The 14,829-nt window shown below is 61.8% G+C and carries 13 protein-coding genes and 2 tRNA genes; 11 read left to right on the forward strand and 4 right to left on the reverse strand.

Annotated features, from left to right (window positions below; genetic code table 11):
- Window positions 1-32: 32 nt before the first annotated feature.
- From H0V34_12210 to H0V34_12225, 4 genes are all read right to left on the reverse strand, one after another.
- Window positions 33-1,577: a hypothetical protein gene (locus H0V34_12210; GenBank protein MBA2492420.1), complete on the reverse strand. Its 1,545-nt coding sequence runs from the start codon at window positions 1,575-1,577 to the stop codon at window positions 33-35.
- Window positions 1,578-1,670: 93 nt separating this feature from the next.
- Complete coding sequence (gene prmC, locus H0V34_12215) at window positions 1,671-2,678, reverse strand: peptide chain release factor N(5)-glutamine methyltransferase (protein MBA2492421.1); 1,008 nt, start codon at window positions 2,676-2,678, stop codon at window positions 1,671-1,673.
- An 86-nt stretch (window positions 2,679-2,764) separates the two neighbouring features.
- On the reverse strand, window positions 2,765-3,844 hold the full coding sequence (prfA, locus tag H0V34_12220; GenBank protein MBA2492422.1) for a peptide chain release factor 1: 1,080 nt from the start codon (window positions 3,842-3,844) through the stop codon (window positions 2,765-2,767).
- Window positions 3,845-3,937: 93 nt separating this feature from the next.
- The gene (locus H0V34_12225) at window positions 3,938-5,203 is read right to left on the reverse strand and encodes a glutamyl-tRNA reductase (protein MBA2492423.1); all 1,266 of its coding nucleotides are present in this window, start codon (window positions 5,201-5,203) and stop codon (window positions 3,938-3,940) included.
- 376 nt (window positions 5,204-5,579) lie between these two features.
- On the opposite strand from H0V34_12225, the gene H0V34_12230 reads away from it, so the two are divergent.
- The 11 genes from H0V34_12230 to H0V34_12280 form a co-directional block, all read left to right on the forward strand.
- On the forward strand, window positions 5,580-7,310 hold the full coding sequence (locus tag H0V34_12230) for a tetratricopeptide repeat protein (protein ID MBA2492424.1): 1,731 nt from the start codon (window positions 5,580-5,582) through the stop codon (window positions 7,308-7,310).
- A gap of 123 nt (window positions 7,311-7,433) precedes the next feature.
- Window positions 7,434-8,075: an outer membrane lipoprotein LolB gene (gene lolB, locus H0V34_12235; GenBank protein ID MBA2492425.1), complete on the forward strand. Its 642-nt coding sequence runs from the start codon at window positions 7,434-7,436 to the stop codon at window positions 8,073-8,075.
- Window positions 8,066-8,923 carry a 4-(cytidine 5'-diphospho)-2-C-methyl-D-erythritol kinase gene (ispE, locus tag H0V34_12240; GenBank protein ID MBA2492426.1) on the forward strand — a complete coding sequence of 286 codons (858 nt, stop codon included), beginning with the start codon at window positions 8,066-8,068 and terminating at the stop codon, window positions 8,921-8,923. Before lolB ends, ispE begins: the two co-directional genes overlap by 10 nt.
- A 73-nt stretch (window positions 8,924-8,996) precedes the next feature.
- A tRNA-Gln gene (locus H0V34_12245) sits at window positions 8,997-9,071 on the forward strand.
- 66 nt (window positions 9,072-9,137) lie between these two features.
- Window positions 9,138-10,073, forward strand: coding sequence for a ribose-phosphate diphosphokinase (locus H0V34_12250; protein MBA2492427.1), 936 nt, complete (start codon window positions 9,138-9,140; stop codon window positions 10,071-10,073).
- A 100-nt stretch (window positions 10,074-10,173) separates the two neighbouring features.
- A complete protein-coding gene (locus tag H0V34_12255) occupies window positions 10,174-10,836 on the forward strand; it encodes a 50S ribosomal protein L25/general stress protein Ctc (protein MBA2492428.1) in 663 nt (220 codons plus the stop codon).
- Between the two features lie 17 nt (window positions 10,837-10,853).
- Window positions 10,854-11,450 carry an aminoacyl-tRNA hydrolase gene (gene pth, locus H0V34_12260; protein ID MBA2492429.1) on the forward strand — a complete coding sequence of 199 codons (597 nt, stop codon included), beginning with the start codon at window positions 10,854-10,856 and terminating at the stop codon, window positions 11,448-11,450.
- Between the two features lie 9 nt (window positions 11,451-11,459).
- Window positions 11,460-12,551, forward strand: a complete 1,092-nt coding sequence (gene ychF / locus H0V34_12265) for a redox-regulated ATPase YchF (protein MBA2492430.1) — start codon at window positions 11,460-11,462, stop codon at window positions 12,549-12,551.
- Between the two features lie 80 nt (window positions 12,552-12,631).
- Window positions 12,632-12,708 (forward strand) — tRNA-Met (locus tag H0V34_12270).
- 164 nt (window positions 12,709-12,872) lie between these two features.
- Window positions 12,873-14,093 (forward strand): integrase arm-type DNA-binding domain-containing protein, encoded by a 1,221-nt coding sequence (locus tag H0V34_12275; protein MBA2492431.1) that lies wholly within the window; start codon window positions 12,873-12,875, stop codon window positions 14,091-14,093.
- A gap of 95 nt (window positions 14,094-14,188) precedes the next feature.
- Window positions 14,189-14,829, forward strand: a 641-nt coding sequence (locus tag H0V34_12280) for a hypothetical protein (GenBank protein ID MBA2492432.1), incomplete at its 3' end; no start/stop codon positions are given.

Consider the following 14,829-nt stretch of genomic DNA (forward strand, 5'->3'; position numbering starts at 1 on the left):
CCGAAGGCGGCAGCAGATACGCCGTATCGCGGTCAATCGTGATAAATCGTGTCATCGCTTCCCCTCGCTACTGTGGCTCCGCTATCTTCGTACAAATCCACGTCGGATAAACCTGCGAAAGTCCGACTGGCTGCTAGAGCGGAAGGATTCTCCTGCCCCGAAGACAGCGCCTCGGCGACGATCTGTCTTCGTGTTTCGCTCGCGGCAAGAGAACCGGATATTTTGTCCGCCAGGGACTCGTGCTCGATGCGGATTTCCTTGACTGCCTCGTTGGCACTGTCGTTAGTTGTCTTGAGATCGGCGAAAGGTTTTTGCAGCCGTGCAAATTTTCCCCGGGCTTCCCGGAGTTCCCGTTCCGTTGTCGAAATGACGAACGCTTCGAACTGCCTGAGCCTCTGACTAGCGGCGTGATCGAGTTCCTGTTGGCACAGCACGCAGCGCGCACCATTGTCCACGACAGGGAACGCTTGCCCGGGATAAGCCAGTTCTTCCGAGAACTGACGGGCCGATTCCCAAAGGTGCGACCAGCGCTCCGATCCCGTTCCCGTGAACAGCCCTTCTGGAAACGTCGCAGTCCGCAGGCGTAGCGCTTCTTCGCCCTTTCGCTCGGCTTCCCTCCGCGCCTCGAACGCGCCGAACACGGCATCATCCGACAGCGCCGCCTCTACATCTTTCAGATGCCGGGTAAGGGTGCGGACCCTCCCGGCACGCAGCGTGAGTTGCCGTGCCAGTTTCTCGGGATCGTTCGCCTGTAAGTCCAGGAGCGACTTATCCAATAGCGCAAGGCGAGACTCCTCGTCCGGTGACAGGAGCGCAAGAGACTTCACGGCTTCCGGGTTCGTCAGCGAAGACAATCCGGCCAGGAGCTTTGCGACAGTCGTTCCTTCCGGTACTTCAAAAGCCGGGATCGCGCTCAAACCCAGCGAACGCTGTTCACTCTCCAGCTGTGATCGCACCGATCGGCACGCCTTGACGAGCTTGTCGAAGAGGTCCAGCCCAAAGGGCCGGAACGCGACATCGGTTTTTTCTGTGAGATAGACGGCGGCGCACTGACTGTCAAAAACGCTGATGCGGGAGATGGGTTCGTCTTCGACTCGCCCCGTCCATTCCTGCGCATCCGCGTCCCCGACTTTGTACTTGATTGCCACTACGGGCTTGTGCGGAGTGCTGCCAGACACAACGTTACCCAGAATTTCCTCAGTTCCCCTTGCGCGGCACGCGCTCTTCAGAATCCTAATGTACCCGGTCTTGCCCGCTGCATTGTCGCCATAAACCACGGTGAGGCTGGGCACGAACCTCAGCGTCTGGTCCTCAGCCAGCGCGTTGACGCCGCGGTGATGAAAAATCGACAGCAGTATAACTTGCCCCGATCCCGCGCCCGTGTCGAGTATGTGATCTGCGGCCAGTGAAACGACATCCTTTTGGCCGGCCAGGCCGTGCGCGCTCTTACAGATGTCGCTCAGATCGCGGATATCATCGTCGGACAGCTCGCCATTCAGCACAAGGCGGCGCAGCGCGTCGCGCTGCCATGCCGGGCGGTCTTGCGACCATTCAAGAATTTCTTTAAGGACATTCATAATCGCATCGCCGAATCTATAGCAGCGGGTTTACGATTAATTGCGCTGGGCATCGTGTCCCGATACAAGACGTCAAAGCCGCAATGGCGGCTTTCAACAAGCAATTTGACAGCTGTGGCGGGGTCGGTTTATATCTCTTGTACGTCTGGCGGTAGCGCACGCAGTCGCAGAAGTTCGGCAAGTGGTGTGGTCATGCGTGGCTGAATCCGTCTCGTGAAATCCCAGTGTCACCCGCTCCCGGTCCGCGAGGTCTCGATATGTTTTCACTCCGGAAAAGCCCGATCGTTCGAACAGCTCGCGAGTGGCCTCGCCCTGCTCGAAGCCGTGTTCTACCAGCAGCCATCCGCCGGGACGCAGATAGACGCCCGCACCTCGCGCCATACACTTCAGATCCTCAAGTCCGCGTTCGGCGCTGATCAGTGCCTGACGCGGTTCGAACCGCAGCGCCGGATTTCGCAGGTGCGGATCTTCGGCCTCCACATAAGGCGGATTGCTGACGATCAGATGAAAGCGCCCGCGCAAGGGCGCGAACCAGTCGCCTGCGAGAAACCGGATATTCGTAATGCCTAGCTGCTGCGCGTTGTCCGCGGCGACAGCTAACGGCGTCTCAGATATATCGGTGGCCGTCACTCGACTCCTGGGACGTTCTTTGGCAATCGCAAGCGCGATGGCGCCGCTGCCGGTGCCGAGGTCCGCGACTTTCCACTCTGCCCGTTCGGTAATTCGCGCGAGCGCGAGTTCGACCAGTAATTCGGTTTCCGGACGGGGAATGAGCACATCTTGCGTTACACGCAACTTCAGCGACCAGAATTCCTTGAAGCCGAGGATATAGGCCAGCGGCTCGCCTTGCGCGCGGCGTTGCACCAGGTTATCGAAATGCCGGCGTTGCGCCTCGTTCAACGTCGCTTCCGGGTACGCGTGCAGATAGCTGCGGTCACGCTCAAGCGCGTGCGCCAACAGCAGATCGGCGTCTAGCTCAGGCGTGCGGATGAGCCGCGCCAGCTCAGCCCGCGACTCGCACAAGATCCCTCGAATAGTCTGTCGCCGCTCCGAACGTGGATGTTCAAAGCAGAGGGGGTGAGGCGCTTGCTTGCCGTCCATGGCGAGACTGTGTGGGCTATTGAAGCCCCGGCCTCGCCCTCCCTGGCGAGCCGTTCGCTGGGACCGATGTTCAGTGGACATCGGCCTTAATCCAGCTCACCCAGCAGGTCGGCCTGATGTTCGCGGATCAGCGGATCGATGATCTCCTCCAGGTTACCCTGCATGATCTCTTCGAGCTTGTACAAGGTGAGATTGATGCGGTGGTCCGTGACTCTACCTTGAGGAAAATTATAGGTGCGGATGCGCTGTGAGCGGTCGCCGCTACCGACCAGATTGCGCCGCGTCGCGGCGCGTTCGGCGTCCGCTCGTGAGCGCTCGGCGTCGTTCAGTTTCGCCTGCATCAACGACATCGCGCGCGCGCGGTTTTTGTGTTGCGAGCGCTCGTCCTGACACTCCACCACGATGCCGGTCGGCAAGTGCGTCAGGCGTATGGCGGAATCGGTCTTGTTGACGTGCTGGCCGCCCGCCCCGGAGGCGCGATAGGTATCCACGCGCAGGTCGGAAGGGTTGATCTCGATCTCTTCGAGCTTGTCGGGTTCGGGCATTATCGCCACCGTCGCCGCCGACGTGTGGATGCGGCCCTGCGATTCGGTCTCGGGTACGCGCTGCACGCGGTGCGCGCCGGATTCGAATTTCAGTTGCGCATAAACGCCTTGCCCGCTGATGCGGGCGATCAGTTCCTTGTAGCCGCCGTGCTCGCCGAGGCTCGCGGTGAGTATCTCGACCGTCCAGCGGCGATGCTCGGCAAAGCGCGCGTACATGCGGTAAAGGTCGCCGGCGAAGATCGCCGCCTCATTGCCGCCGGTGCCGGCGCGAACTTCCAGAAATACGTTGTTGCGATCATGCGGATCGACCGGCAGCAGCAGTTTCTGTAACTCCAGTTCCAGCGCTTCCAGCCGGGCGGCGACGTGCTGCGCGTCGTCCTGCGCCATTGTCTTGATGTCCGGATCGCCGTCGCTCAGCAGCTCTTCCAGTGCGGTCAGCTCGCCGCGCGCCGCGCGATGTTCGCTGAATCTGGCGGCGAGTTCATCCAGCTGGGCGTACTCGACCGACAGCCTGCGATAGCGATCCTGGTCGTCCAGCACATCGGGTTCCGAGATCAGGCGCGCGATCTCCGCGTGGCGCTCGACCAGATCTTCCAGCTTGGCCTGGATGGAAGGCGTCATGCGTGCCGACGACGCGCCTCCAGCGCTGCGAACGCCCCGGATCGGTGCGCCGCAAGCTGGTCTCTCACCAGATAGTTTCTCAGCACCGAAGGGTCACACATCGTCATCTGGCAGTTGCAAGAGAATGCGCGCCGCCTCCAGCAGATCGTAACGGCCCTCGCGCCCCGCCTTGTTGAGCGCGTGCGTGGCATCGTGCGTGAGCTGATTGGACAAGGCGTGGGCCAGATACTGCAAGGCCTCGTCCGGGGACTTGCCCTGCATGAGCATGCGCCGCGCACGCGCGAGGGTCGCGGTCCTTCGCAGTTCCGCGCGATCGCGGTACGCGCGTATGGCGCCCACCGCGCCCTGCGCGCGTAGCCAGCCCATGAAGGTTTCGACCTGCACATCGATGATCTGATCGGCCTGCGCCGCGGCCTCCTGTCGAGAAGTCATGTTCTGCCCGATAACCTGCTCGAGATCGTCCACGGTGTACAGATAAACGTCGTCCAGCGACCCCACTTCCGGCTCGATGTCGCGGGGCACGGCCAGATCGACCATGAACATCGGCCGATGCTTGCGCTGCTTCAAGGTGCTTTCGACCATGCCTTTGCCCAGAATCGGCAGCGGACTCGCGGTGGACGAGACGACGATATCGGCGGCGGGCAGCGCCTCGGCGAGCTCGGTCAGGCCGATGCCCTCGCCCCTGAACTGCGCCGCCAGCGACTTCGCGCGCTCCGCATGTCGGTTGGCGACGATGATCCGGCCGATGCCGCCGCCGACGAGATGGCGCGCGACCAGCTCGATGGTCTGACCGGCGCCGATCAGGAGCGCCGTTTGAGGGTTAAGGTCGCCGAAGATCTGTTTTGCGAGCGTTACGGCGGCAAAGGCGATCGACACCGGAGTCGCGCCTATCGCCGTATCGGTTCTAACCCGCTTGGCGACCGCGAACGCGTGCTGGAACAGGCGACCCAGCTGCCTGCCCAAGGTGCCGGCGCGGTTAGCGTCCTGATAAGCGCCTTTGAGCTGACCGAGGATCTGGGGTTCGCCAAGCACCATCGAGTCCAGGCCACATGCCACGCGCAACGCATGGCGCACTGCCGAGCGATCCAGATGATGATAAAGGAACGGCCGAATCGTGTGCTGGTCGAAACGATGATACGCGCTAAGCCAGCCGATGATATCTTCGTTTGGCTGCACATGACGCAGATGGCAGTAGAGTTCCGTGCGGTTGCACGTCGAAAGAATCGCCGCCTCGTCTACGCCATCGATCTGTCTGAGCTCACGCAAGGCCGTGTCAAGCCGCTCCGGCTGAAAGACGACCTGCTCACGAATGCCGACTGGTGCTGTGGTATGGTTGATTCCGATAGTGCAAAGCGACATTTAAGCTGGCGGGGCACGCGGTATCTGCAAACCTGAAATGCTAGCAGAATGATTCTGAGCCATGCGCACGGGGAAAACAACCACGCCGGTAAGGTGCGTACGTGCTTCGGGATTAGCCTTAACAGGTCGCGGCTAGATCGCGGCGTTTAACATGGCTACTATGATCTTCGCTGCGCAAGGCAGGGTAAGCGAACCCGCGCAAGCCGGTTGTTCGGCGCGCCAGTTGGCGCGGCCCCTCGGTTGGCAGTATCTTGACCGCGTATGCAGGGTTGCCGCGTCCCCGCGCGTAGGCCAATACTTCCGTCGTCGCGCAGGCGCGCTGGGGTGCTGCTTGTTGCGTTCTTGTTTCAACGAGTTCACGGAAGCAACAAGCGTGATGCAGCAACGTAATCTGTGGAGTCATATGATCCGTATTGGATTAGCAACGCTCGCCGCCGCGCTCACGGCCAGTTGCGCGGGCATCGAGAGTGATGCCGCGTTCGCGGCGGCGCAAGCGGACGATGCACGGGTCTCGCGCGCGGCGTCGGCGGACCTGATGTACGAGCTCATGGCCGGCGAAATTGCCGGTCATTACGGGGATCTCGAAGAGTCGGTGACGCATTATCTCAATGCCTTGCGGATGACTGATGATCCTCAAGTCGCCGCGCGCGCCACCAGCATCGCCTTATATGCGGATGACGAGGTGAGCGCGCGGGAGGCGGCGCTTCGCTGGGTGAATCTTACACCGTCCGATCCCGAGGCGCGTCAGACGCTCGCCGTGCTTTACACGCGCGCGGGGCAGCCGCGCGCCGCCATGCCGCATCTCGAGTATCTGATCGACCGCGCGCCAGGCGCCGCCGGCAATGGATTTATGCTGATCGGCGCGACTCTGGCGCAGGAGCAGGATTCCGACGCGGCGCTCGCCGCCATGCGTATGCTGGTCGAACGCCATGTTGACGAGCCGCTCGCGCAGTTTGCTTATGCCAACCTGGCGCTGAGCGCCGCCGAGAACGACGAGGCCGCGGCGGCCGCCGCGCGAGCCCTGGCGCTGGACCCTGCTCTCACGGACGCGAGGGCCGTGCGTGCGCGCGCATTGCTGGGATCGGGCAAGACGGCGCAGGCGGCGAGCGAGATGCGCAAGGCCGTGGGCGCCACGCCCGATGACGATGAACTGCGGCTGGCGTTCGCCAAGATGCTGGTGCAGATGGAACGTTTCGGTGAAGCACGCGCGGAGTTCCGCCAATTGCTTAACGAGCGCCCGCAAGATCCCGAACTCCTTTACACCCTCGGCCTGCTCAATCTGCAGGAGCGTAATTACGCGCACGCCGGCGAATATTTTCAGCGCCTGAACGACAGCGGCCGGCGGGTTAACGAGGCCCGCTATTATCTGGGCCGCGTCGCGCAGGAGCGCAAGCAGTTCAATGAAGCGCTTCGCTGGTATGGTCAGGTCAGGCGCGGTCAGTTCCGGATCGATGCGCGGGCGCGCACAGCGACGATCTTGGGGCAGCGCGGGGACCTTGAGGAGGGTCGCGAGTACCTTCGCAAGGCGCGTCTGGCCGAGCGCGAGCCCGTCAATGTCGTACAGTTGTATCTGGCGGAGGGTCAGTTATTGCGCGAGGCTGGACGTCACGAGGCGGGCATCAAGCTGTTCGGTGAGGCGCTGGCTGAACATCCCGGCAACAGCGATCTGCTGTACGCGCGCGCGCTGATGGCCGAACAAATCGGCAGGATAGACCGCCTGGAGGCTGATTTGCGTATGATCCTGCATGCCGACCCGGATAACGCCACCGCGCTAAACGCGCTGGGATTCACGCTCGCGGATCACAACGAGCGCGTGCCGGAGGCGCTGGGATACATTAAGCGCGCGTTTGCCGCGCGCCCGAACGATCCGGCGGTCATCGACAGCATGGGGTGGGCGCATTTCCGGCTGGGCAATTACGCGCGGGCCGAGCACTATCTGCGTCGCGCCTTCAAGTTGTTGCCGGATAGCGAAATCGCCGGCCATCTCAGCGAAGTGATGTGGACGCGGGGACAAAAAGACGAGGCGCGTTCGGTATTGCGCGAGGCGCTGACCAAGGAGTCGGAGCACGAATATCTGCTGGAACTGCGCGATCGCTACGCCCGTTGACGAGTTGTCGCCCGGCGAGTAGCGCGCACCGAGACCACATCGTTTGCGGCCCAGGTCGATGATGGATAAGGCATCGCGCCCGTTTGCTCAGATTCCGCCGCGAGCGGCAACCGGGGTTTGCGCTTGAGCGCTACGCGGGTCATCGTCGCAATGGTCGGACTGCTCGTGCTGGCCGGCTGCGCCACGGCACCGCGAACTGATTCGCCGGCCTCCGATCCGCTGGATTCCTGGACGCACCGTCAGCAAATCCTGAGTCGGCAGCCGGCGTGGCGCATGACGGGCAAACTTTCCATTCAAACCCCGGAGGAGGGCTGGTTCGCCAGTGTTGGCTGGGAACAGCGCGGCGAGCAATTTACGATCGATCTGCGCGATTCGTTCGGGCGCGTGGTCGCGCGCATCGAGGGCGATGATCAGCGCGTGATGCTCACCCGCCACGATGGCTCCACGGCCCGGGCCGCCTCGCCGGAAACGCTGACACGTCAACTGTTCGGCTTCGCCTTACCGGTGTCGGGACTGCGTTACTGGGTGCGCGGGTTGCCCGGCGCGCGAGTGGACTCCGAAGCGCTTGCGGCCACGCGCAGACTCGATTCCAGCGGGCGGCTCAAGCACCTCGAGCAGTCCGGCTGGAGCGTCGATTATCAGCATTACCAGGACGCCGAACCGGTCGCGCTGCCGGGCAAAATTGCGGTCGCGGGTCACGAACTGCGCGTAAAGCTGGTGGTCGAGGCATGGGAGACACCAGCCGTGTCGGCGCAATGGCGTTAAGCGCGTCCACACCCTGGCCCGCGCCGGCCAAACTCAATCTGTTTCTGCATATCACCGGCCGTCGGCCCGATGGCTATCATCTGCTTCAAACTGTCTTCCAGTTCTTGAGCGTCGGCGATGAGCTGCATTTCGAACCGCGCGCTGACGGCCAGATCAGGCGGGTCAACACGATCGCCTCCATTCCCGCGGAACAGGATCTGGCGGTGCGGGCGGCGCTGGCGCTGCAGGCGGCGACCGGCAGTGCGCTCGGCGCGGATATCGAGATTACAAAAAACCTGCCCGTCGGCGGTGGATTGGGCGGCGGCAGTTCGGACGCGGCCACCACCCTGGTGGCTCTGAATCACCTGTGGCGCTGCGGTTTGTCGCGCGACGAGTTGATGTCGCTGGGCTTGCGGCTGGGCGCGGATGTGCCGGTTTTCGTCTATGGGCGCGCGGCCTGGGCAGAGGGCGTCGGGGAGCGGCTGCAAGCGATCGATCCGCCCGAGTGTTGGTTCGTTGTGCTCAAGCCGGACGTGGCAATCGCGACAACTGAGGTCTTCGGCGCGCCGGAATTGACACGTAATTGCCCGCCAATCACAATAACCGACTTTGTCTCGTCCGGGGGCGACAACGTCTGCGAAGCTGTGGTGAGGCGTCGCTACCCGGAAGTCGCGGAAGCTTTGGACTGGTTGAACGATTTTTCGTCAGCGAGGTTGACCGGCACCGGCAGTTGCGTGTTCGCCGCTTTCGACACGCAGACGATGGCCGCGCAGGTGCTCGCGCAGGCGCCCGCGGCCTGGCGCGGTTTTTTCGCCAGAGGCTGTAATCGCTCGCCATTGCAGACCCGACTGGCTCGCGCGCGACGCTAGCAGGCTAAAAGTGCCTTCGCTGATGGGGACGATCACCGTCAGGGGACGTTCTCAATTTCAGGGGTCGATCAATTGGGCCGTAGCCAAGTGGTAAGGCACGGGGTTTTGATCCCCGCATGCGGAGGTTCGAATCCTCCCGGCCCAGCCATTTTCAGGCTTGCCAGGCGCCGGCGCTGTGAAGACAGGAAAGAACGTGGCTGAAAACAGCAGAGTGATGGTGTTTACGGGTAACGCGAACCCGGAGCTGGCGCGGGACATCGCCAATCATCTGAGCATCCCGCTGGGCAAGGCGCAGGTCGGACGATTCAGCGACGGCGAGGTGCAGGTCGAGATTGGCGACAATGTGCGTGGCCGGGACGTTTTTATCCTGCAGCCCACCTGCGCGCCGACCAGCGACAATCTGATGGAATTGCTGATCATGGTGGATGCGCTGCACCGCGCGTCGGCGGGCCGCATCACCACGGTGATTCCGTATCTGGGATATTCGCGGCAGGATCGCCGCGTACGCTCGGCGCGGGTGCCGATCTCGGCCAAACTGGTGGCGAACATGATCACCACCGCCGGCGCGGACCGGGTGCTGACGGTGGATTTGCACGCCGACCAGATTCAGGGCTTCTTCGACGTGCCGGTCGATAACGTCTACGCCTCGCCGGTGCTGCTGGGCGACATCTGGCAGCAGAAGTATTCGAGCCAGATCGTCGTATCGCCCGACGTGGGCGGCGTGGTGCGCGCGCGTGCGATTGCGAAATGCCTGGATCACGCTGAGCTTGCCATCATCGACAAGCGTCGCCCGCAGCCGAACGAGGCGCAGGTGATGAATATTATCGGCGACGTTAAGGGCAAGAACTGTATTATCGTGGATGATCTGGTGGACACGGCCGGGACGCTCTGTCAGGCGGCCGATGCGCTGAAGAACCATGGCGCCGAGAGCGTGGTGGCGTATGCCACGCACCCGGTGCTATCGGGCAATGCCGTGGAGAATATCGAGTCCTCGAGCCTGGATGAGGTGGTCGTTACCGACTCCATTCCGTTGCGCGACAGGCCGCGCGCGTGCGGGCGCATCCGTCAGTTGAGCATCGCCGGCATGCTGGCCGAAACTATCCGGCGGATTAATCTTGAAGAGTCGGTCAGCACTTTGTTCATGGACTGATCCGCCCGTTTGTCTGCATAAATCAAGTCGGCGTCATCAACACCGTTAGCAGGCATAAACAAATGCGGCGCCCCAAAAATTTGCAAATCAGGAGTTTGGTATGAGCGATGAATTTACCCTGGACGCGCGGCCGCGGAAACCTTCGACCAAGAACGCGATGCGCCGCCTGCGGCGCGAGGGTCTGGTGCCGGGCATCGTCTACGGCGCCGACAGGGCGCCCTTGCCCATCACCATGGAATATCGCGTGGTGAAGAAGAATCTGGCCCGCGAGGCGTTTTTCTCGCACATCTTGACGCTCAACGTCGGCGACGCATCGGAGCGGGTGATTCTGCGCGACCTGCAGCGGCATCCAACCAACGCGCTGGTGATGCACATGGATTTGCAGCGAGTGAGCGAGGACGAGGAGATTCGCGTGCGCGTGCCGCTGCATTTCCTCGGCGAAGAAATTGCGCCTGGCGTCAAGCTTGAGCATGGCGAGGTGAGCCACATGCAGACGGATGTGGAAGTCTCCTGTCTGCCCAAAGACCTGCCGGAATTCATTGAGGTCGATATCTCGGCCCTGCATTTGAACGACTCGCTGCACCTCTCCGATCTCAAGATTCCGCAAGGTGTGGAAGTAGTCGAACTGGGCTATGGCGAGGAGCACGATTACGCGGTGATCTCCATCCATCCGCCGCGCGTGGAGGAGGCAGAAGACGAGGAAGCCGAAGCGCCGGCGGCCGCGGTGGACGAAGAACAGGACAGCGACGAAGACGAGAAATAGAGCGCGCGCTTTAAGCAATGGCTGGCGAGACAGACCCGGTTCGGCTTATCGTCGGTCTGGGCAATCCTGGTACCAGATACGAACAGACCCGGCACAATGCCGGGTTCTGGTTTGTGGACGCGCTGGTGCGAGCGTATGGGGGCCGGTTTGCGGCGGCACGCAAATTCGACGGCGAGGCTGCGCCGATTTCACTGGATGGACGCGAGGTGCGTGTCTTCAAACCCGGCGCCTTCATGAACCGCAGTGGCGGCCCGGTGCGCGCCATCCTCAATTTCTACAAGCTTCCGTTATCCAGCATGCTGATCGCGCACGATGAAATTGACCTGCCACCGGGAGTGGCGCGGCTGAAGCGCGGTGGCGGCCACGGCGGTCACAACGGCCTGCGCGATGTGTTCGCGTATTTGAGCACGGATTGCTGGCGGTTACGGCTGGGTGTGGGACACCCGGGACACAGCGACCTCGTTGTCGATTACGTGTTGTCGAAGCCGGCCAATAGCGAGCAGGAGGCCATAATGCACGCGGCGGACCGGGCGCTGACCACCATGCCAATGCTGGCGGCCGGTCAATTCGAGCAGGCCATGCACCAGTTGCACACGCCGTCTCCCGCATCCTAGCTTCGACTCATGGGCTTCAAATGCGGCATCGTCGGCTTGCCCAACGTGGGCAAGTCCACCTTGTTCAATGCGCTGACCAGCGGCGAAATCGCGGCGGAAAATTATCCGTTCTGCACCATCGATCCTAACGTGGGCGTGGTGCCGGTGCCGGATGAGCGACTGCACAAACTGGCGTCCATCGTCAAGCCGCAGAAGATTTTGCCGACCACCATGGAATTCGTGGACATCGCCGGGCTGGTTGCCGGTGCGTCGAAAGGGGAAGGGCTGGGCAATCAGTTCCTGGCCCACATCCGCGAGACCGATGCCATCGCACAGGTGGTGCGCTGCTTTGAGGATGACAACGTAACGCACGTGGCGGGTCGGATCGATCCGGCCGCCGATGTCGAGACCATCGCCACCGAACTGTTGCTCGCCGATCTGGAGACGCTGGACAAGGCCGCGAATCGCGTGACCCGTATCGCCAAGTCAGGCGACAAGACGGCGGTGACGCAGGCTGCCGTGATAAGCAGGCTGCAAGCGCATCTCGATCAAGGCAAGCCGGCACGCAGCGCGGGACTGGACGCGGACGAGCGGCACGCGGCACGCGACCTGCATCTGATTACGATGAAGCCGATGCTGTATATCGCCAACGTGCCCGAAGATGGTTTCGAAGATAATCCGCTACTGGACCGTCTGCACGCGGCTATAGCGGATGAAAGGGCTCAAATCGTGCCTGTGTGCGCGGCAATCGAAGCGGAAATCGCGCGTCTGGACGACGCCGACAAGGGCGAGTTTCTGGAGTCGATGGGTTTGACCGAACCGGGTCTACACCGCGTGATCCGTGCGGGTTACGCGCTGCTCGATCTGCAAACCTTCTTTACCGCGGGGCCCAAGGAGGTACGTGCCTGGACGGTCTGGCGCAATGCCACCGCGCCGCAGGCGGCGGGACGCATTCACACAGATTTTGAGCGCGGGTTCATTCGCGCGGAGGTCGTGGGTTACAACGATTTCGTCGCGACGGGTGGCGAGCATGGCGCAAGGGAAGCGGGCAAATGGCGGCTGGAGGGCAAGGACTACATTTTGCGTGAAGGGGACGTTGTGCATTTTCGCTTCAATGTCTGAACGCGTCATCTGCACTGGTCATCCGCATGCGCGGCTTGCGGGCGCCGTGGGTATTTTGTATCGTGACGATCTTTTTTCGCGGCTATGTAGCTCAGCCGGTTAGAGCACAGCACTCATAATGCTGGGGTCGGTGGTTCGAGTCCACCCATAGCCACCATCCAACCATCCGCCGAAGTCCGCAGAAGTCCATAAGCCAGCGAAATTGCGGGCTTTTTTATTGCCTGAGTGTCCGCGTTAGTCCGCACTGATTCATTGACATCCCCCTATATGCTGGGGTATTTTTTGGGTCATCGAGGATACCAACAGGGACGATACCCCCATATGCCGCTGACTGACACTACTGTTCGCACCGCCAAGCCACGACCCAAGGAATACAAGCTATTCGATGGCGGCGGCCTGTACGTGCTGGTCAAGCCAAACGGCACCAAATGCTGGCGGCTCAAGTACCGCTACGGCGGAAAAGAGCGTGGACTGGCTCTGCGCACGTACCCCACGGTGACGCTCATGGCGGCGCGCGCCAGCCGAGACGAGGCGCGCCGGCAGGTGGCCGCAGGCATCGATCCTGGACAAGCACGCAAGGCTGAAAAAGCCGCGCGCGGCGACACCAACAGCTTCGAAGCGGTGGCGCGCGAGTGGTATACCAAGCAGGCGCCGACGTGGGCTGTGGGACACGCAAGCAAGATCATCCGGCGGCTAGAGCGGGACGTGATTCCGTGGCTGGGCGCGCGGCCGATTGGATGCATTACGGCGCCTGAGCTGCTGGCCGTACTGCGGCGAATCGAGAGCCGGGGGGCGATCGAAACCGCGCACCGTGCGCTGCGCAACAGCGGGCAGGTATTCCGGTACGCCGTTGCCACCGGCCGCTGCGAGCGCGATCCGTCCGCCGATCTGCGGTGGGCGCTGGCGCCGGTAAAAGAAAACCACCTGGCCGCCATCACAGAACCGAAGGCCGTAGGCGCGCTGCTGCGCGCTATCGGTGGGTATGAAGGAGCGTATGTAACCAAGTGCGCGCTACAGCTTGCGCCGCTGGTATTCGTGCGTCCCGGTGAGCTACGCAAGGCCGAATGGGCCGAGTTCGATCTGGACGCCGCCACATGGAGCATTCCGGTGAATCGTATGAAGACAAAGCAGCCGCATCTGGTGCCGCTCGCGCATCAAGCCGTCGCGATCCTGCGCGATCTGCAACTGCTGACCGGCGCGCCCAAGCGCGAGGGCATACCTGATTACGTGTTTCCAGGATTGCGTACTATCACACGACCAATGTCTGAAAACACCGTCAACAGCGCGTTGCGGCGCCTGGGCTATGCCGGCACTGAAATGTGCGGCCACGGCTTCCGTGCGATGGCCCGCACGATCTTGGATGAAGCACTGAACATCCCACCGCATCTGATCGAGCACCAGCTAGCGCATGCGGTAAGAGACCCGCTAGGCCGCGCGTACAACCGCACGTCGCACCTGCCGGAGCGCCGCAAAATGATGCAACAGTGGGCCGATTACCTGGATGGCTTGAGGGCCGGCGCGAAAGTGATCCGGCTGGCGTAGCATAGCGTAGGGTCGCGCCTTACACGACGGGGGACACCCGGGCACCCTACCCGGCTGGCGCGCTCTCCTTAATAGGGGCACACGTATGGGGCGTAATGCCACTGCCTGACGACGTTTCGCGGGTTCGCAGCCGCCTACGGGGTTACGATCGCGACGGATACCTGCCCTTCCTTGAAAAACTCGCTAGCGACGATCGTGAGTGCATTCGCATGTGGAAGGCGCTGGAGCGCCGCAAGGTAGGGGACGATGATCTGTGGGTGACGTCCTTCCTCGGAGCCGTACAGCATGCGGCGAACTATCCTGATTATCATTATTTGTCGCCACGAAAACAAAAAAACCTAACAAAAAAAATTATGAAGGCTGCGGATCGGCTAATCAGTGTGCTGGACGAAAATGGCCTGGATTGCCACGTGATTTACCTCGACGGAAAAAACTTTTCTGGTTTTTATGTGGCAGAAGAGTTTAACGATCCAGATGGCGCTCGGCACTACGCCAAAAAGGAAGTCTTGGCGTCGGTTTTGATCCGACACCTTGTTGAGCGCGCAGAGCAAGAAATTACCAGCACCACCGCGCCAAGAGCCACCGGGAACGTTCGCGCAATAATGTTCGCACGCGCATTAGCCGAGCGACATGAATGGCAATACCACACGCCGCTCCTTGCCGTGATAGCCACCGCCACGAATCGATTATTTGACACATCTTACGAACAGGGCGATATCCATAAACTGATTGAGCC

The sequence above is a fragment of the Gammaproteobacteria bacterium genome, assembly GCA_013696315.1.
Lineage (GTDB): Bacteria > Pseudomonadota > Gammaproteobacteria > JACCYU01 > JACCYU01 > JACCYU01.